We start from the raw sequence: 17,948 nt of genomic DNA on the forward strand, positions 1-17,948 counted from the left end.
CTCGAAAACGCTCCAGCCTACTCGGCGGCCTGCGCCAACGGCTGGCCGATCGCGCGCTCCAGCCGCGCGCATTCGGTGCGGTAGCGCGCGACGTTGCCTTCCTTGATGTGGCCGTAGCCGCGCACCAGGTCCGCGGCCTTCGCCAGCGCCACCAGGCGCGGCAAATCGAGCGGCTTCTTGCCGTCGAGGTGGCGCAGGATCATCGCCGCGTAATCCACCGGCAGCGCGCGCTCCCTCTTGCGCTCGGCGGTGTAGCCGAAGATGTCGAACGCGGTGCCGCGCAGGCCCTTCAGCCCCGCCAGCAGGCCGAACGCCTTGAAGATCCACGGCCCGAACTCGCGCTTCTGCAAACGCCCGGTGACGGGATCGCGCTGCGCCAGCAAGGGCGGCGCCAGCAAGACCTTCAAACCGGAATTGCCCTCGAACTGCTCCCTCAAGGCCTTGCTGAACTCGCCATCGGAATAGAGCCGCGCGACCTCGTATTCGTCCTTGTAGGCCATCAGCTTGAACAGGCCCTTGGCAAAGGCCTCGGTCAGGTCCTGCGAGCCCGGCGCTGCCGCAGCTTCGGCGGAGCGGACGCGCGCAACGTCGTCGAGGTAGCGCTTGGCGTAGGCCGCGTCCTGATAGTCGGTGAGGAATTTGGCGCGGAACGCGATCGCCTCATCGAGCGTCTTCTTCGCCGGCGCGGCGCCAGCGTTCTTGAAGCGGGCGGCGCTGACCACGCGCGGCAGATCATGCGCGGCGAGCCGGCCCCACGAGAACGCGGTCTTGTTCATTTCGATCGCGGCGCCGTTGAGCTCGATCGCCTTCAGGATGGCCTCGAGCGACAGCGGGATCGCGCCGCGCTGGAACGCGAAGCCGAGCATGAAGGCGTTGGTCGCGATGCTGTCGCCCATCAGCGCGGTGGCAAGCCCGGTGGCATCGAGGATGTCGAGATCATCCGGTCTCACCGCGCCGTTCAGCGCGTCGCGCATCGAGCTGGCCTCGAAGTCGATATCGGGATCGATGACGAAGCTCGCGGTCGGCAACAGGTCGGCGTTGACCACCGCGCGGGTGACGCCGCGCTCGGCGCGGCTCAGCGCCGGGACGCTGGTGGCGACGACGAGGTCGCAGCCGAGGATCAGATTGGCATTGCCGGGCGCGATGCGGACCGTGGTCAGCATGTCGGATGTCGGCGCGAGCCGCACGTGGCTCATGACCGCGCCGTTCTTCTGCGACAGGCCGGTGAAGTCGAGCGTCGAGCAGGCGAGCCCCTCGACATGCGCCGCCATGCCGAGCAGCGCGCCGATGGTGATGACGCCGGTGCCGCCGATGCCGGTGATCAGGATGTTGTAGGGGCTGCTCAACGCGGCCGCGGGCGGCGCCGGCAGGTCCGCGAACAGCGCCTTGGGATCGGCGGCGGTGCGGTCGGCCTTGCGCAGCTTGGGATCCTGCACCATCACGAAGCTCGGGCAGAAGCCCTCGACGCAGGAGAAATCCTTGTTGCAGTTCGACTGGTCGATGCGGCGCTTGCGGCCGAGCTCGGTCTCCAGCGGCTGCACCGAGACGCAGTTCGACGCGACCGAGCAGTCGCCGCAGCCTTCGCAGACGCGCTCATTGATGAAGACGCGCTTGGCCGGATCGGGAAACAGTCCGCGCTTGCGGCGGCGGCGCTTCTCGGCAGCGCAGGTCTGGTCGTAGATCAGAACGGTGAGGCCCTCGATCTCACGCAGGGTGCGCTGCACGGCGTCGAGCTCGCGGCGATGATGGATGGTGGCGCCGGAGGGGAAGTAATTGGCGGGATATTTGTCGGGATCGTCGGAGACGATCGCAAGCTTCTTGGTGCCTTCCGCCGCGACCTGATGCGCGATCTGCGCCACCGTGAAGCCGCCTTCGGCCGGCTGGCCGCCGGTCATTGCGACTGCGTCGTTGTAGAGGATCTTGTAGGTGATGTTGACGCCGGCGGCGGCCGCCGCGCGCAGCGCCAGCAAGCCGGAATGCGTATAGGTGCCGTCACCGAGATTCTGGAACACGTGCTGTTCGCTGGTGAACGGCGCCTGCCCGATCCAGCTCACGCCCTCCGCACCCATATGCGAGATGGTCTGGGTGTTGCGGTTCGGTACCGACAGCGCCATGCCGTGACAGCCGATGCCGGCCATGGCGCGGCTGCCGTCGGGAATCTTGGTCGAGGAGTTGTGCGGACAGCCCGAGCAGAAATACGGCGTGCGCTGCAGCTTGATTGTGCCCGTGCCCTCGGCCGGGCGATCGAACGCCTCGAGTTTGGCCAGACGCTGCTCCAGCAGCGGGCTGTGGTGACCGAGCCGGCGCAGCCGCGCCACCACGGCGGCCGCCACCATGGTCGGCGTCAGCTCGCCCTCGCTCGGCAACAGCGGCGCGCCGCTCTCGTCGCACTTGCCGACCACCGATGGACGCCTGGAGGCGTCCATGTTGTAGAGGATGCGGACCAGCTGGTCCTCGATGAAGCCGCGCTTCTCCTCGACGACCAGCACGTCCTGCAGGCCTTCGGCAAAGTCGCGCGCGCCGCGGGCTTCCAGCGGCCAGGTCAGCGCCACCTTGTAGATGCGCAGGCCCAGCGCCTGCGCGTCGGCATCGGTGATACCGAGATCAGCCAGCGCCTGGCGCAGATCGAGATAGGCCTTGCCGGTCGCCATGATGCCGAGCCGCGCCGGCTTGGAATCCAGCACGATGCGGTCGAACCGGTTGGCGCGGGCGAAGGCCGCGACTGCCTCCATCTTGGGCCCATGCAGCCTGCGCTCGGCCTCCAGCGGCGGATCCGGCCAGCGGATCGACAGCCCGCCGGGCGGCATCTCGAAATCGTCGGGCATGATGATCTTGATGCGATCGGGATCGCTGACGATCGAGGCCGAGCTTTCGACGGTCTCCGAGATCGCCTTGAAGCCGACCCAGCAACTGGAATAGCGCGACAGCGCAAAGCCGAGGATGCCGAGGTCGAGATAGTCCTGTAGCGTCGCCGGATTGACCACCGGCATCAGCGCCGAGGCGAACACCTGCTCGCTCTGATGCGCCAGGGTGGAGGACTGACAGCCATGGTCGTCGCCGGCGAGCGCAATCACGCCGCCATTCGGCGAGGTGCCCGCGGAATTGGCGTGCTTGAGCGCGTCGAGCGAGCGGTCGACGCCGGGACCCTTGCCGTACCAGATGCCGAACACGCCATCGACCTTGGCGCCGGGGAACATGCCGACCTGCTGGCTGCCCCACACCGCGGTCGCCGCCAGGTCCTCGTTGAGGCCGGGAACGAAGGCGATGTCATGCTCCCTGAGGAACGATTTCGCCCGCCACAGCGCGTGGTCGTACATGCCGAGCGGCGAGCCACGATAGCCGGAGATGAAACCCGCGGTGTTCAGCCCGTGCGCGCGGTCGCGTTCGCGCTGCAACATCGGCAATCGGACCAGAGCCTGGGTACCGGAGAGGAAGATTCGTTTCGTATCCAACCGGTACTTGTCGTCCAGTCCAACTTCCATCAACGCCATCAGTTTCAGGCTCCCCGCCGATCAGGTCACGCCGGTCCGAACCGGTCTCATTGCCTTGCCCATGATCATGCATCAGCATGCACTGATTTTGTTATGCATGAACAGCCCCGTTCCATGGCCGCAGCACATATCTCATGTTGCGCATGCGAGGCCTTGTCGCTCTGCGAGGCTTGCCGAACCCCGGCTTCTTTGAAACGGTGGCGCGCAAAGGGAGACCAAGGATGATTAAAGTCGAATCCGCATTCACGACGGAAATCGTGGAGAACGGCAATCTGCTGGTGGGTCCCTGGCGCAGCCCGAAGCAGATGCTTCAGGCCCAGACCTACGACGCCCACGCCTCGATTCACGACGATGCAACCGCGCAGAAGCTCGGCTTCCGCGGCGGCACGATCGAGGGACCGACCCATTTCAGCCAGTTCGCGCCGCTGTGCGAGCGGATCTGGGGCCGCGCCTGGTTCATGACCGGGTGCCTGTCGGCGCATTATCGCAATCCGGTGTTCGAGGGCGAAGAGGTGCAGGCCCAGATCGAGAAGCCGAAACCGGGCCAGACCGTTTGCACGATCGGAATGATCAAACCCGACGGCACCGAGATCCTGCGCGGCACCGCCTCGATCGACGGTGACGGCACGGAGACGGCGCTCGCCCACAGGCTTGGCGAATTGAAGCCGCTGGCCGATCCCGTGATCCTCGCCGACATCAAGGTCGGCATGAAGACGTCCCGGCAGGCGATCAAGATGGATTTCGACCAGAACATGGGCGATCTCTATCCGTTCTCGCTGGCCGACAAGCTCAAGGTGATCACCGAGCCTTCGGACTATTATTCGCTGGAGTACAATCCCTGGGGCCGCGCCATCATCCCGATGGAGATGCTGAGCGTGCTGTTCCAGTACCGCGCGCGCGAGGACCGGCTGCCGGTCCGTGGCCCGGCCGTCGGGCTGTTCGCCGATCAGGAGATCCGGCTAGTGCGCGGGCCACTGTTCCCGGGCGAGACCTATTGGGTCGAGCGCGAGGTCGTTGCGCTCTCGGGCAGCAAGCGCACCGAGAGCATGTGGGTGCGCTCGACCGTGTTCGATGCCGATGGCGCCGTGGTCGCCACCATGCTGCTCAACGGCGCCAGCATGAAGGACTCCTACGCCAACTACGAGCAAGAGCACAAAGCCCTCTACGGCTGAAGCAACAGCCGCCCGTTCCGCAAGCCGCCGAACCAAGGACAACAACAATGGCCCGCCTGCCCTATCTCGAAGCCGATCAGGTCGCCCCCGAATATCGCGACATGCTCAAGCGCAACACCAATCTGCACAAGCTGCTGGTGAACTCGCCCGACATGGCGCGCGCCTTCAACGGCATCGGCGGCTACATCCGCTTCAAGAGCAAGCTCGACCCGCGGCTGCGCGAGCTCGCGATCCTGCAGGTCGGCTGGCTCGAGAAGTCGGAATACGAGTTCACCCATCATGTGAAGATCGGCAAGGAGTTCGGCGTCACCGACGAGGACATCAAAGGCCTGATCGCGGAAACCTCTGGCGCGCCGTCGAGGCTCGAACCGCTGGCGAAGGCGATCCTGAGGGGCGCCCGCGAGATGGTGCGCGAGCTCGCGATGTCGGAGGCGACCTTCGCCGAGATCAAGCGAGAGCTGTCCGACGAGCACATGACCGACCTGGTGCTGACGATCGCGTTCTACTGCGCCGTGGTGCGCGTGCTCGCCACCATGCAGATCGACAATGAGCCAGCCTACAAAGAGGTACTGCAGCAGTACCCGATCCCGGGAGTGAAGTGAGATGCGCCTTAAAGATCGCGTCGCCATCGTCGTCGGCGCCGGCCAGAGCCCCGGCGAGGGCATCGGCAACGGCCGCGCCACCGCGCTGACCTTCGCGCGCGAAGGCGCCAAGGTGCTGTGCGTCGATCGCAATCTGGCGTCGGCGCAGGAAACCGTCGACCTGATCGCGGCCAAGGGCGGCACCGCTGTCGCTTTCAAGGCCGACGTCACCAAAAATGCCGACATCAAGGCGATGGTGGCGGATGCGCATGGCCGCTGGGGCAGCGTCGATATCCTGCACAACAATGTCGGCGTCAGCCTCTCCGGCGGCGATGCCGAGTTGCTCGACATCACCGAGGAGGCGTTCGACCGCTGCGTCGCGATCAACCTGAAGAGCTGCATCCTCGCCGCCAAGCATGTGATCCCGATCATGCGCCAGCAGCAGCGCGGCTCGATCATCAACATCTCGTCGATGGCCGCGATCACGACCTATCCTTACGTCGCCTACAAGGCGACCAAGTCGGCGATGATCGCCTTCACCGAACAGCTCGCCTACCAGAATGCGCAATATGGCATTCGCGCCAACGTGATCCTGCCGGGCTTGATGAACACGCCGATGGCGGTGGATACGCGCGCACGCGAATTCAAGAAGAGCCGCGCCGAGGTCGAGGCCGAGCGCGACAGCAAGGTGCCGCTGCGTCACAAGATGGGCACCGGCTGGGACGTCGCCAATGCCGCGCTGTTCCTCGCCTCGGATGAGGCGAATTTCGTCACCGGTGTGACGCTGCCGGTCGATGGCGGCGCAAGTGTGCGGCGCGGTTAACCAGCCGCTTTAGCCGGTTAATCCTCGCGATTAACCCGGTTAATCGAGACGATTAACCGGTCTGACGGTGTGCGGTTAATCTCTGTGACAACATCACGTGTTGTTGCGCCGCAATGATTCGAAAAACTTGAAGTATTCCAATGACACGGCGATGTGACGGCGCGTCCACATAAATCGAAATCCTGACTCGTTGTGGTCGCACGAAATTCATCTGCGCTCTGTATCTCGCACCCCAAGAACTTCTGGAGTGCCTGGACCAATGAGCGAAGAATTCGAACTCAGACCCGATCAGTGGAATGCGCTGAAAGCATTGCGGGCTCCCGCAGCAAACCCGTCACGGCTGAACCGGTTCGCCGTCGAGAGCCTCATCACGCTCGGTTATGTTGCGATGCGTGGCGATTCGTTTGAACTGACGCCCGCGGGCCGCAAGGTGCTGGTCCGCGGTTCGTCACTTCTGCTGCTCGATATCGCAGCCTGATCCTCTTCAAACTGACACGAACGAGAGCTTCAGTTTTGATTCGATCAAAACCGAAGCTCTCGTTTCTTGTTTTGACGCGTTTTCTTCACGCGAACCGGTACCCACTTCGCTCGAAAACGCTCTGCACACGCGGCATCATGCCGCGTGTGCTTTTCCGGGGATGGTCGCCTCGCCATGCTGCGTCAGCGGCTTCATGCCGGTGACCGTGCGCAGCAGCACATAGAACACCGGCGTCAGGAACAGGCCGAACACGGTGACGCCGATCATGCCGGAGAACACCGCGACGCCCATCGCGCGCCGCATCTCCGAGCCCGCACCGGTCGACAGCACCAGCGGCAACACGCCCATGATGAACGCCATCGACGTCATCAGGATCGGCCGCAACCGCAATCGGCTGGCCTCGATCGCAGCGCGGATCGGTGAGCGCCCGGCGAATTCGAGCTCGCGCGCGAATTCGACGATCAGGATGGCGTTCTTGGCCGACAATCCGACCAGCACGATCAGGCCGATCTGGGTGAAGACGTTGTTGTCGCCCTTCGACAGCCAGACGCCGAACATCGCGGCCAACAGGCCCATCGGCACGATCATGATGATCGAGAGCGGCAGCGCCAGGCTCTCGTAGAGCGCAGCGAGCACCAGGAACACCAGCAGGATCGCGAGCGGAAACACCCAGATTCCGGAGTTGCCGGCGATGAACTCCTGATAGGTCAGGTCGGTCCATTCGAAGGCAAAGCCCGGCGGCAGCGTTTCGGCCGCGATCCGTGTCGCCACCTCTTGCGCCTGGCCGGACGAAAAGCCCGGCGCCGCAGCGGCGTTGATGTCCGACGACAAGAAGCCGTTGTAGCGGATCGCACGCTCCGGACCTGCGCTCTGCCGGACCTTCAGCAAGGCCGACAAAGGCACCATGTCGCCCGACGACGAGCGCACCTTGAGCTGCCTGATGTCGTCGGCCCGCGCGCGGAACGGCGCGTCCGCCTGCACATAGACCGAATAGGTGCGGCCGAATTTGTTGAAGTCGTTGACATAATAAGAGCCGAGATAGATCTGCAGCGTATTGAAGACCTCCGTGACGGGCACGCCGAGCTGCAACGCCTTGGTGCGGTCGATGTCGGCGAACAGCTGTGGGACATTGACCTGGAAGCTCGAGAACGCACCGGCGATCTCCGGCGCCTTCTGGAGCGCGCCCATGAACGCCTTGGTGGCGTCGTTCAGCGCCTCATAGCCGAGGCCGGCGCGGTCCTCGATCTGCAGCTTGAAGCCGCCGATGGTGCCGAGGCCGTTGACTGGCGGCGGCGGGAACATCGCGATGAACGCGTCCTGGATGCCGGCATATTTCTTGTTGAGCGCCGCCGCGATCGCCGGACCGCTGAGTGACGGATCCTTGCGCTCGTCGAACGGCTTCAGGGTCGAGAACACGATGCCGGCGTTGGAGGAGTTGGTGAAGCCGGAGATCGACAGGCCGGGAAACGCCACCGAGCTTTCGACGCCCGGCTGGGTCAGCGCGATGTCGCTCATCTTGCGGATCACTTCCTCGGTGCGGTCGAGCGTGGCGCCGTCGGGCAGCCGGGCAAAGCCGACCAGATACTGCTTGTCCTGGCCCGGCACGAAGCCGCTCGGCACCTGCTTGAACAGCACGCCGGTGAGGCCGATCAAGAGCACATAGAGGCCGATCACCACGGCCTTGCCATAGATCACCTTGGTGACGGTACGGCCGTAGTTCGCCGAAGACTTCGTGAAGACCTTGTTGAAGCCGCGGAAGAACCAGCCCAGCGACTTTTCCATGCCCCGGGTCAGCCAATCCTTCGGCTCGTCATGCCCCTTCAAGAGCAGCGCCGACAGCGCCGGCGACAGCGTCAGCGAGTTGATCGCGGAGATCACGGTCGAAATCGCAATCGTCAGCGCGAACTGCTTGTAGAACTGTCCGGTGAGGCCGGAGATGAAGGCCAGCGGCACGAACACCGCGATCAGCACCAGCGCGATCGCGATGATCGGGCCGGAGACTTCGCGCATCGCCTGGTTGGTGGCATCGCGCGGCGACAGGCCGGATTCGATGTTGCGTTCGACGTTCTCGACCACGACGATGGCGTCGTCGACCACGATGCCGATCGCCAGCACCAGGCCGAACAGGCTGAGCGCGTTGATCGAGAAGCCGAACACATGCATCACCGCGAAGGTGCCGACGATCGACACCGGGACCGCGATCAATGGGATGATCGAGGCGCGCCAGGTCTGCAGGAACAGGATCACCACCAGCACGACGAGCGCGATCGCCTCGAGCAGCGTGTGGATGACGGCCTCGATCGAGGACCGCACGAATTGCGTCGGATCATAAACGATCTGGTACGACACGCCTTCCGGCATGTTCTTCTTGATCTCGGCCATCGTCGCGCGGACATGGTCGGAGATCTCCAGCGCGTTCGAACCCGGCGCCTGGAAGATCGGGATCGCGACCGCCTGCTTGTTATCGAGCAGCGAGCGCAGACCGTATTCGGAGGCGCCGAGCTCGATCCGGGCGACGTCGCGCAACCGAACCACCTCGCCGGCCGAGCCGGTCTTCACCACGATGTCGCCGAACTGCTCCTCGGTCGACAGCCGTCCCTCGGCGTTGACGGAGAGCTGGAGGTCGAGGCCCTTGACGCTGGGCGAGGAGCCGACCACGCCGGCGGCGGCCTCGACGTTCTGCGCCTGGATTGCGCGAACGACGTCGCTTGCGGTCAACGCATGTTCGGCGGCCTTCTGCGGATCGACCCAGACCCGCATCGAATAGTCGCCGGCGCCATAGAGCTGGACGTCGCCGACGCCGTCGATCCGCGCCAGCCGGTCCTTGACGTTGAGCACTGCGTAGTTGCGCAGATACGTCATGTCGTAGCGGTTGTTCGGCGACAGCAGATGCACGACCATGGTGAGGTCGGGCGAGCTCTTCTTGGTGATGATGCCGAGCTGGCGCACCACGGCCGGCAGGCGCGGCTCGGCCTGCTGCACCCGGTTCTGCACCAGCTGGGTCGCCTTGTCGGGGTCGGTGCCGAGCCGGAACGTCACCGTCAGCGTCATCGCGCCATCGGTCGTCGCCTGGCTCGACATATAGAGCATGCCCTCGACGCCGTTGATCTGCTCCTCGATCGGGGTCGCGACCGTCTCGGCGATCACCTTCGGATTGGCGCCGGGATAGGTCGCGCGTACCACGACCGACGGCGGCACCACGTCGGGGTATTCCGAAATCGGCATCGCCACCAGCGAGATCAGGCCGGCCAGGAAGATCAGGATCGATAGCACGCCGGCGAAGATCGGCCGGTCGATAAAGAATTTTGAGAGGTTCATGGCTCCGCCCCCGCGTGCAGCGCCTAGCGCTGCACGACGTGCTGGTTGGTTTCAGAGGATGCCTGTTGCATGCCGCGCGCGCCCATCTCGGCGACTTCCATCTTCAGAAGTGCGCCGGGACGCACGCGCTGCAGGCCGTTGACGACGATGCGGTCGCCGGATTTCAGGCCGGCGGTGACGATCCGCAGGCCATCGACCGCGCCGCCGAGCGTAACGGAGCGGTACACGGCGCGGCTGTCGTCGCCGACCAACATGACGAACTTCTTGTCCTGGTCAGTGCCGACGGCGCGTTCGTCGACCAGCACCAGCGTCTGCTGCTGGGGCTGGCCCATGCGCACGCGGGCGAACTGTCCCGGGATCAGCCGGCCGTCTTCGTTCTTGAACACGGCGCGGACGCGGATGGTGCCGCTCTGCCCGTTGACCTGGTTGTCGATCAGCTGGATGCGCCCCTTGGCGCTGAGGCCGCCCGACGTCACCATATCGACCGGGATCTGATCGAGATTGCCGCGCTTGCCGGAGGCGTCCGCGATCGAGTTCAGCGCGCGCAGCACGACCTCCTCATCCGCATCGAAGCTCGCATAGATCGGATTGACCGAGACCAGCGAGGTCAGAACCGGCGACGAGGTGCCCGCCGCGACGAGATTGCCGACGGTGACCTCGATCCTGCCGACCCGGCCGTCGACCGGTGCGCGCACCTCCGTGTAGTCGAGATTGAGCTTTGCGGTCTGCAACGCGGCTTCGGCGGCCTTGACGTTGGCAATCGCCTCGCGATTGGTGTTGTCGCGCTGGTCGAAATCGCGCTTGGTCACGATGTTGTTGCCGACCAGTTGCGCGCCGCGCTCGACCTCGTTTGCGGCAAAGACCGCTCGGGCCTTGGCGGCCTCGAGCTGCGCCTGCGCCCGGTCGACCTCGGCCACGTAGGGTGCGGGATCGATCTTGAACAGGATGTCGCCGGACTTCACCAGCGCGCCCTCGGTGAAATTGGTCGAAAGGATCGCGCCGGCCACCCGTGGCCGCAGCTGGACGCGGTCGACGGCTTCGAGCCGGCCCGAGAAGTCATCGAACAGGGTGGTCGGGCGGGGCTGGATCACGGAGACGGTCACCGGCACCGCCGGTTCAGCGGCGGCGGCGGCCGCGGTCGCCTGCGCAGCGTGGAAATAGTGGCCGGTCGCGATCGAGCCGGCCACCGCGAGGGCGCCGAGGACCACGACTCCGCCGACGATTCGTCGGAAACGGCCGGAACGGGGATTTTGGGTTGACGAGGGCATTCACGCGCTCCAGATATCTGTAGTGTTCGCTACAGATGTGGAGCTGGACGCCGGTTCGCAAGATACTTATGTATCGAGCACTATGAATTTATTATCTCATTCGTGGGGAAATGGGAAGACGCGGAAAAACATCACGTGCAACAAGAGGATAAGTCAGGGACAATCCGTCACAGAAACGGCGCCCGGCTTACGGAGCAACGAAAATGGGAATGGGACGCCCCCGCGCCTTCGACGCGGACGCCGCTTTGGACCGGGCCATGGACGTATTCTGGCGCCACGGTTACGAGGGCACGACGATCGCGCAGCTCACCGAGGCGATGAGCATCAATCCGCCCAGCCTCTACGCCGCCTTCGGCAGCAAGGAAGGCCTGCTGAAGGCCGCGCTCGACCGCTATTCCGAAAAGCGCGACGCCTGGATGGAAAAGGTTGTGAGCGCCTCCACCGCGCGCGAGGTGGCCGAACGATTCCTGATGGAGCACGCGGACGCCCAGACCGATCCCGCCAACCCGCCCGGCTGTCTGCTGGTCCAGGGCGGCCTTGCCTGCGGCACCGGCTCGGAAAATGTTCCATTCGAACTGGCCGCGCGCCGCACCCACACGGAAGATCAGTTGCGCGAACGCTTTGTCCGCGCCAAGGCCGAACGCGATTTGGACGAAAACGCCGATCCGGCCATGCTTGCCCGCTATCTCTCCGCAGTCACATCGGGCATGTGCGTGATGGCCTCCTCGGGCGCCGACCGCAACGCGCTACGCGAGATCGCGGCGGTGTCGCTGAAGGCTTTCGATGAGCAGGCAAAGGCCTGACCCCGTCATTGCGAGGAGCGACGGCGACGAAGCAATCCACGCCTCCCCACGTGCGGTGCCAATGGATTGCTTCGCTTCGCTCGCAATGACGGCCACAAGGGTTCGCAGCCGCGCGCGACCAATTCACCACATCGTCTGTCGCGCGCGCTCCGGCCATTCGCGATCGTATTTCTCGCCGCCGACCGTGTGCTCGCTCATCTCGGCGAGGATCTGGCCTGGCGTCGGCAGCGCCTTCGAATCGACCCGCTTGTCCGGATTCCAGAGGTCGGAGCGCACGATCGCGCGAGCGCACTGGAAGTAGATTTCGTCCACATTCATCACGATCACCGTGCGCGGCGCCTTGCCTTCCATCTTGAAGGAGGCGAGCAGCTCTGGCTCGGCCGTGACATAGGCGCGGCCGTTGACGCGCAGCGTGCTGCCCGAGCCCGGGATCAAGAACAGCAGCCCGACACGAGGATCGCGCACGATGTTGCGCAGCGAATCGCAGCGATTGTTGCCGCGGCGATCCGGCATCATCAGCGTCTTCGGATCATTGATGCGCACGAAGCCCGGCAGGTCGCCGCGCGGCGAGCAGTCGAGCCCCTCGGGGCCCGAGGTCGCAAGCGACACGAAGGGAGACTTCTCGATGAGCACACGATAGAGCGGCGTCACGTGATCGGCGACCTTCACGGTCGACGCGTCGTTCGGGAAGCCGTAGATCGCCTCAAGCTGCTCGATCGTGGAAATCACCGACATTCGTGCTGTTCTCCTTTGTGGCTGGTCGTCTCTTGCTATTCGTCCCAGCGCTCGCCCTTGATGATGCGGACAAGCTGTCGCGCGTGATAGTCGGCGGTGCCGGAATTGACGATGGTGAAATCGGGCGTCGACGTGCTCTCGTCGACGGTGCGGGCCAGCCGCTGTGCGAGCAGGCCGTCGCTGCTGCGCGCCCGCGCAGCCAGCCGTGCCGCCAGCACATCCGGCGGCGCCGTGATCGACACCACGACGGCATTGGCATACTTGCGGCGTGCCGCCGCGATCACCGTGCGCGAGACGTTCGCGATCACGGTGCGCCCGGCGCGGATCTCATCATTGATCGCGCGCGACAGCGCATAGCGATGGCCGTGCGCTTCCCAGTGCATGGCGTAATCGCCGGCGGCGACCGCACGCTGGAAGGCCTCCGCGCTGACCTCTTCATTGTCTTCCGACGCCGAGGCCTGGCGGGTGATCAGGCGGCGAGGAAACACGACATCACGGTCATCGGCGCAGGCCGCCTTCGCCAGCCCCAGCAGCGTGTCCTTGCCGGCGCCGCTCGGGCCGACCACCAGGATCAACCGGCCTGGACCGACCGTGCTGGCCTGCTGTCCGGCGACGACGGACGCACCGGTCACGCGACCCTCCCCCCTTCGCGCCAGACGCTGCGCACGACAGGCAGATCGCGCGCGACGTGCACGCGGATCAGATCGGCGCGCCTGCCGACCGCGATCTCGCCGCGATCGGACAGGCCGACCGCTTCGGCGGGCGTCTTGGTCACGGTGCGGACAGCGGAAGCGAGATCGATCGCCGGCACATGCCGCGGCAGTTGCAGGGCGGCCATCAAGAGGCTGGAGGGGATGTAATCCGACGACAGGATATCGAGCATGCCCTCATTGGCGAGATCGACGGCGGCGATATTGCCGGAGTGCGAGCCGCCGCGCACCACGTTTGGTGCGCCCATCAGGATGTCGATGCCGGCGGCGTGCAGACCGCGCGCGGCTTCCATCGTGGTCGGGAATTCCGCGACCGCGACCTTGTCGTTGACGGCGTCGACCACGTTTTCGTCCGTGGTGTCGTCGTGGCTCGCGAGCGGAATCTTGTATTGATGTGCCAGCGCGACGATCGCGCGGGTGTTCGCCACCGCATATTCCTTCTGATAGGCGAAGCGCCGCGCGAACAGCACGTCGAGCTGGGCGTCGGTCATGCCGCCGCCCTTGCCGCGGTAGTAATCGCGCAGCTTGACCTCGTCGCGGAACTGGCGCTGGCCCGGCGTATGGTCCATCAGCGACATCAGCCGCACGTCCGGCCGCTCGATCAGCTCCTTGGCCTCGGCGACGACATCGGGCATCGGCACCTCGCAGCGCAGATGCAGGAAGTGATCGGCACGCAGCAGGTCCTCCTCGCGCGCGGCCGAGATCGCCGCCGCCAGCACGCCGGCGCGGCCGTCGACGTCCTCGGCGCCGTCCTCGCGCCAGACCCGCAGCGAATCCAACACCGTGGTGATGCCCGAGGTCGCGAGCTGCCCGTCATAGGAGATCACGGCGGCGACCGGATTCCAGAACACCTTCGGCCGCGGCACGTAGTGCATTTCGAGATGGTCGGTGTGCAGCTCGATCAGCCCGGGCATCAGGAGATCGCCGCCGGCGTCCTCGGCGGCCTCGGGCGCCCTGCCCTCGCCGAATTCGGCGATCTTGCCGTCAACGATCGCAACCCAGCCCTGCTCGATCACGCGATCGGCGAGGACCAGCCGGGCGTTGCCGATGATGGTGTCTTGCTTGGCAGTCATTTCAAACAGTCCTTCAGGCAGCAGCGGCGAACGAGGTCACATCGACGATACGGTCGGCAATCAGATGGCGGATTTCGTCGTCATGGACAATCGCGACCATCGCGACGCCCTTGGTCTTTTTCTCCGCAATCAGCTCGACCACCACTGCGCGATTCGCCGCATCGAGCGAAGCGGTCGGCTCGTCCAGCAGCAGAATCGGCAGGTCCGAGATGAAGCCGCGCGCGATGTTGACCCGCTGCTGCTCGCCGCCGGAGAAGGTCGAGGGCGGCAACGTCCACAGCCGCTCCGGAATGTTGAGCCGACGCAACAGTCTCCCGGCGCGTTCGCGGGCTTCCTCGCGCGCCACGCCGTTGGCGATCAACGGCTCGGCGACGACGTCGATCGTCGCCACCCGCGGCACGGCGCGCAGGAACTGGCTGACATAGCCGATCGTCGAGCGGCGGATGCTCAACACCTGGCGCGGCTCGGCGGTCGCGAGGTCAACAACCTTGCCGTGGTGGCGGATGCCGATCCGGCCGCTGTCGCAGCGATAATTGCCGAAGATCATCTTCAGGATCGAGGATTTGCCGGCGCCCGACGGGCCCGACAGCACCACGCATTCGCCGGGATCGGCGTGGAACGAGACGCCGCGCACCACCGGCAGCTCGACGCCGCCTTGTAAATGCATGGTGAAGGTCTTCTCGGCGTTGGCAAGTTCGATCATCGCGGTCATTGGCAAGCTCATGGCGGCAGTATCGAGGAAACGAGCAGCTGGGTATAGGGCTCGCGGGGATCATCGAGCACCTGGTCGGTGAGACCGGTCTCGATGACACGCCCGCCCTTCATCACCATCACGCGATGCGACAAAAGGCGCGCGACCGCGAGATCGTGGGTCACGACGATGGCGGCAAGGCCGAGCTCGCTGACGAGATTGCGCATCAGGTCGAGCAGGCGCGCCTGCACCGAGACGTCGAGACCGCCGGTCGGCTCGTCCATGAACACCAGCCGCGGCTCGGTGACGAGGTTGCGCGCGATCTGCAGCCGCTGCCGCATGCCGCCGGAATAGGTCTTCGGCGCATCGTCGATGCGGCCGACATCGATCTCGACTCGATCGAGCCAGGTCGATGCGGTGTCTCTGATACGACCGTAGTGATTCCAGCCGACCGCCATCAGCCGCTCGCCGACATTGGCGCCGGCAGAGACGCCCATCCGCAATCCCTGCGCAGGATCCTGGTGCACAAAGCCCCAGTCGGTGCGGAACAGGAAGCGCCGCTCGGCCTCGCCGAGCTCGGCAAGATCGCGCAGCACGCCGTCGCGCATCCGGTAGGACACCCGTCCCGCGCTCGGCGCGAGCTGCGCGGAGAGCAGTTGCAGCAAGGTCGACTTGCCCGAACCGGACTCGCCGACGATCGCAAGCACCTCTCCGGCATAGAGCGCAAACGAGACGTCGCGGCAGGCCGGGAGCCGGCCGTAATTCTTGCCAAGCCCCTCGGCCACCAGCAGCGGCTGATCATTGTCGAGGCTCGAGAGCTCAGACATGCGCCTTCTCCTTGTGCGGCGCCGCGCTCTCGGTGCCGTGATGGCCGGCGGCCTGGCGCTGCTCGCAGAAGTCGGTGTCGGAGCAGACGAACATCCGCCCGCCCTTGTCGTCGGTGACGATCTCGTCGAGATAGGAATTGTCGGCACCGCACAGCGCGCAGGCTGCGTCGAAGCGGTAGCGCGTGAACGGATGATCTTCGAAATCCAGCGAGACCACCGTGGTGTAGGGTGGGATCGCGTAGATGCGCTTCTCGCGGCCGGCGCCGAACAGCTGCAGCGCCGCGCAATTGTCCATCTTCGGATTGTCGAATTTCGGCGTCGGCGACGGGTCCATCACGTAGCGTGCATTCACCTTCACCGGATAGGCGTAGGCGGTCGCGATATGGCCGAAGCGCGCGATATCCTCGTAGAGCTTAACGTGCATCAGCCCGTATTCGGCGAGCGCGTGCATCCGCCGCGTCTCGGTCTCGCGCGGCTCGAGGAAGCGCAGCGGCTCGGGGATCGGCACCTGATAGACCAGCACCTGCCCGGCGTGCAGCGACGCCTCGGGAATGCGGTGCCGGGTCTGGATCACGGTCGCGTCCGTGGTCGAGGTCGTGGTCGCGACACCCGCGGTCTTGCCGAAGAACTTGCGGATCGAGATCGCGTTGGTGGTGTCGTCCGAGCCCTGGTCGATCACCTTCAGCACGTCGTCGGGACCGAGGATCGCGGCTGTCACCTGCACGCCGCCGGTGCCCCAGCCATAGGGCATCGGCATCTCGCGGCTCGCGAACGGCACCTGATAGCCGGGGATCGCGATCGCCTTCAGGATCGCGCGGCGGATCATCCGCTTGGTCTGCTCGTCGAGATAGGCGAAATTGTACGTCGGCGCGTTCATTCCGCGGCCTCCTGCAGTTCCACGGCCTCGTTGGCTTCCGCGAACTCCCGCCGCAGCTTGCGCAGCAGGCCGAGCTCGGACTGGAAGTCGACGTAATGCGGCAGCTTGAGATGCTCGACGAAGCCGGTCGACTGCACATTGTCGGAGTGCGACATCACGAACTCCTCGTCCTGCGCCGGCGCCGCCGCCTCCTCGCCGAGTTCGCGTGCGCGCAGCGCGCGATCGACCAGCGCCATCGACATGGTCTTGCGCTCGCTCTGGCCGAAGGCGAGGCCATAGCCGCGGGTGAAGCACGGCGCCTCGGTCGTCGAGCCCTTGAACTGGTTGACCATCTGGCACTCGGTGAGCTCGATCGAGCCGAGCGGGACCGCAAAGCCGACGTCTTCGGCTGCGAATTCGACCTCGACCTCGCCGAAGCGGATCTCGCCGGCGAAGGGATGGTTGCGGCCGTAGCCGCGCTGCGTCGAATAGCCGAGCGCGAGCAGAAAACCCTCGTCGCCGCGCGCCAGATTCTGCAGCCGCAGATCACGATCGGCCGGGAAGTTCAGCGGCTCGCGCGTGAGGTCGCCGACCGCAGCATCGCTATCGGCCTGCGGCGACGATTCGATCAGGCCGTCACGGCCGAGAATGTCGGTGACCCGCGGCGTTGCCGCCTGCGAGGCTTCCGCGGTCGCCGGCTGCTCCGGCACAAAACCTTCCGCGAGCTGCGGATCGAGCAGGCGATGGGTGTAATCGAAGGTCGGCCCCAGGATCTGGCCGCCCGGAACGTCCTTGAAGGTCGAGGAGATCCGTCGCCGCACCTGCATCGCGCCGGTATTGACCGGCTCGGTGGCGCCGAAGCGCGGCAGCGTGGCGCGGAAGGCGCGAACCAGGAAGATCGCCTCGATCATGTCGCCGCGCGCCTGCTTGATCGCGAGCGCCGCAAGCTCGCGGTCGTAGAGCGAACCTTCGGTCATCACGCGGTCGACGCCGAGCGCGAGCTGCTCGGAGATCTGCGCCAGCGTCACCTCGGGCACATCGCGATCGCCGCGCCGCTCATGCGCCAGCAGCCGATGGGCGTTCTCGATGGCGCGCTCGCCTCCCTTGACGGCTACATACATC

General features: G+C 65.4%; 15 protein-coding genes. 5 read left to right on the forward strand and 10 right to left on the reverse strand.

Features of this window, described 5'->3' with window-relative positions:
• Positions 1-17: 17 nt before the first annotated feature.
• The gene (locus ACOIX3_RS33220; RefSeq protein WP_420966210.1) at positions 18-3,491 is read right to left on the reverse strand and encodes an indolepyruvate ferredoxin oxidoreductase family protein; all 3,474 of its coding nucleotides are present in this window, start codon (positions 3,489-3,491) and stop codon (positions 18-20) included.
• 221 nt (positions 3,492-3,712) lie between these two features.
• On the opposite strand from ACOIX3_RS33220, the gene ACOIX3_RS33225 reads away from it, so the two are divergent.
• From ACOIX3_RS33225 to ACOIX3_RS33240, 4 genes are all read left to right on the forward strand, one after another.
• A complete protein-coding gene (locus ACOIX3_RS33225; RefSeq protein ID WP_420966212.1) occupies positions 3,713-4,663 on the forward strand; it encodes a hypothetical protein in 951 nt (316 codons plus the stop codon).
• Between the two features lie 47 nt (positions 4,664-4,710).
• Entirely contained in the window at positions 4,711-5,265 is a 555-nt protein-coding gene (locus ACOIX3_RS33230) for a carboxymuconolactone decarboxylase family protein (protein ID WP_420966213.1), read from the forward strand.
• 1 nt (position 5,266) lies between these two features.
• Complete coding sequence (locus ACOIX3_RS33235) at positions 5,267-6,067, forward strand: SDR family NAD(P)-dependent oxidoreductase (RefSeq protein ID WP_420966216.1); 801 nt, start codon at positions 5,267-5,269, stop codon at positions 6,065-6,067.
• 259 nt (positions 6,068-6,326) lie between these two features.
• Entirely contained in the window at positions 6,327-6,545 is a 219-nt protein-coding gene (locus tag ACOIX3_RS33240; protein WP_420966218.1) for a hypothetical protein, read from the forward strand.
• Positions 6,546-6,680: 135 nt separating this feature from the next.
• On the opposite strand, the gene ACOIX3_RS33245 is transcribed toward ACOIX3_RS33240, so the two are convergent.
• Together ACOIX3_RS33245 and ACOIX3_RS33250 are read right to left on the reverse strand one after the other, a co-directional pair.
• On the reverse strand, positions 6,681-9,863 hold the full coding sequence (locus ACOIX3_RS33245; protein WP_420966220.1) for an efflux RND transporter permease subunit: 3,183 nt from the start codon (positions 9,861-9,863) through the stop codon (positions 6,681-6,683).
• 23 nt (positions 9,864-9,886) lie between these two features.
• Positions 9,887-11,131: an efflux RND transporter periplasmic adaptor subunit gene (locus tag ACOIX3_RS33250; RefSeq protein ID WP_420966222.1), complete on the reverse strand. Its 1,245-nt coding sequence runs from the start codon at positions 11,129-11,131 to the stop codon at positions 9,887-9,889.
• Between the two features lie 203 nt (positions 11,132-11,334).
• Here ACOIX3_RS33250 and ACOIX3_RS33255 point away from each other — a divergent pair, with 203 nt between their 5' ends.
• Entirely contained in the window at positions 11,335-11,934 is a 600-nt protein-coding gene (locus tag ACOIX3_RS33255; protein WP_420966223.1) for a TetR/AcrR family transcriptional regulator, read from the forward strand.
• Between the two features lie 123 nt (positions 11,935-12,057).
• Here the strand turns inward: ACOIX3_RS33255 and ACOIX3_RS33260 are convergent, their stop codons facing one another.
• The 7 genes from ACOIX3_RS33260 to ACOIX3_RS33290 are packed head-to-tail and all read right to left on the reverse strand — an operon-like array spanning position 12,058 to position 17,947.
• On the reverse strand, positions 12,058-12,669 hold the full coding sequence (locus ACOIX3_RS33260; protein WP_420966224.1) for a pyridoxamine 5'-phosphate oxidase family protein: 612 nt from the start codon (positions 12,667-12,669) through the stop codon (positions 12,058-12,060).
• 35 nt (positions 12,670-12,704) lie between these two features.
• The gene (phnN, locus tag ACOIX3_RS33265) at positions 12,705-13,301 is read right to left on the reverse strand and encodes a phosphonate metabolism protein/1,5-bisphosphokinase (PRPP-forming) PhnN (protein WP_420966225.1); all 597 of its coding nucleotides are present in this window, start codon (positions 13,299-13,301) and stop codon (positions 12,705-12,707) included.
• Entirely contained in the window at positions 13,298-14,452 is a 1,155-nt protein-coding gene (locus ACOIX3_RS33270; protein ID WP_420966227.1) for an alpha-D-ribose 1-methylphosphonate 5-triphosphate diphosphatase, read from the reverse strand. The genes phnN and ACOIX3_RS33270 overlap by 4 nt, the downstream gene beginning before the upstream one ends.
• A gap of 13 nt (positions 14,453-14,465) precedes the next feature.
• Positions 14,466-15,164: a phosphonate C-P lyase system protein PhnL gene (gene phnL / locus ACOIX3_RS33275; RefSeq protein ID WP_420966228.1), complete on the reverse strand. Its 699-nt coding sequence runs from the start codon at positions 15,162-15,164 to the stop codon at positions 14,466-14,468.
• Between the two features lie 8 nt (positions 15,165-15,172).
• On the reverse strand, positions 15,173-15,970 hold the full coding sequence (gene phnK / locus ACOIX3_RS33280) for a phosphonate C-P lyase system protein PhnK (RefSeq protein WP_420966230.1): 798 nt from the start codon (positions 15,968-15,970) through the stop codon (positions 15,173-15,175).
• Entirely contained in the window at positions 15,963-16,847 is an 885-nt protein-coding gene (locus ACOIX3_RS33285) for an alpha-D-ribose 1-methylphosphonate 5-phosphate C-P-lyase PhnJ (protein WP_420966232.1), read from the reverse strand. The genes phnK and ACOIX3_RS33285 overlap by 8 nt, the downstream gene beginning before the upstream one ends.
• On the reverse strand, positions 16,844-17,947 hold the full coding sequence (locus tag ACOIX3_RS33290) for a carbon-phosphorus lyase complex subunit PhnI (RefSeq protein WP_420966233.1): 1,104 nt from the start codon (positions 17,945-17,947) through the stop codon (positions 16,844-16,846). Before ACOIX3_RS33290 ends, ACOIX3_RS33285 begins: the two co-directional genes overlap by 4 nt.
• Position 17,948: the final 1 nt, after the last annotated feature.

The sequence above is a fragment of the Bradyrhizobium sp. B120 genome (assembly GCF_049075665.1).
Taxonomy (GTDB): domain Bacteria; phylum Pseudomonadota; class Alphaproteobacteria; order Rhizobiales; family Xanthobacteraceae; genus Bradyrhizobium.

Coding starts and splice junctions, on each gene's coding strand:
- ACOIX3_RS33220 (WP_420966210.1), bottom strand. CDS start 3,491: ATGGCGTTGATGGAAGTTGGACTGGACGACAAGTACCGGTTGGATACG.
- ACOIX3_RS33225 (WP_420966212.1), top strand. CDS start 3,713: ATGATTAAAGTCGAATCCGCATTCACGACGGAAATCGTGGAGAACGGC.
- ACOIX3_RS33230 (WP_420966213.1), top strand. CDS start 4,711: ATGGCCCGCCTGCCCTATCTCGAAGCCGATCAGGTCGCCCCCGAATAT.
- ACOIX3_RS33235 (WP_420966216.1), top strand. CDS start 5,267: ATGCGCCTTAAAGATCGCGTCGCCATCGTCGTCGGCGCCGGCCAGAGC.
- ACOIX3_RS33240 (WP_420966218.1), top strand. CDS start 6,327: ATGAGCGAAGAATTCGAACTCAGACCCGATCAGTGGAATGCGCTGAAA.
- ACOIX3_RS33245 (WP_420966220.1), bottom strand. CDS start 9,863: ATGAACCTCTCAAAATTCTTTATCGACCGGCCGATCTTCGCCGGCGTG.
- ACOIX3_RS33250 (WP_420966222.1), bottom strand. CDS start 11,131: ATGCCCTCGTCAACCCAAAATCCCCGTTCCGGCCGTTTCCGACGAATC.
- ACOIX3_RS33255 (WP_420966223.1), top strand. CDS start 11,335: ATGGGAATGGGACGCCCCCGCGCCTTCGACGCGGACGCCGCTTTGGAC.
- ACOIX3_RS33260 (WP_420966224.1), bottom strand. CDS start 12,669: ATGTCGGTGATTTCCACGATCGAGCAGCTTGAGGCGATCTACGGCTTC.
- ACOIX3_RS33270 (WP_420966227.1), bottom strand. CDS start 14,452: ATGACTGCCAAGCAAGACACCATCATCGGCAACGCCCGGCTGGTCCTC.
- phnL (WP_420966228.1), bottom strand. CDS start 15,164: ATGACCGCGATGATCGAACTTGCCAACGCCGAGAAGACCTTCACCATG.
- phnK (WP_420966230.1), bottom strand. CDS start 15,970: ATGTCTGAGCTCTCGAGCCTCGACAATGATCAGCCGCTGCTGGTGGCC.
- ACOIX3_RS33285 (WP_420966232.1), bottom strand. CDS start 16,847: ATGAACGCGCCGACGTACAATTTCGCCTATCTCGACGAGCAGACCAAG.
- ACOIX3_RS33290 (WP_420966233.1), bottom strand. CDS start 17,947: ATGTATGTAGCCGTCAAGGGAGGCGAGCGCGCCATCGAGAACGCCCAT.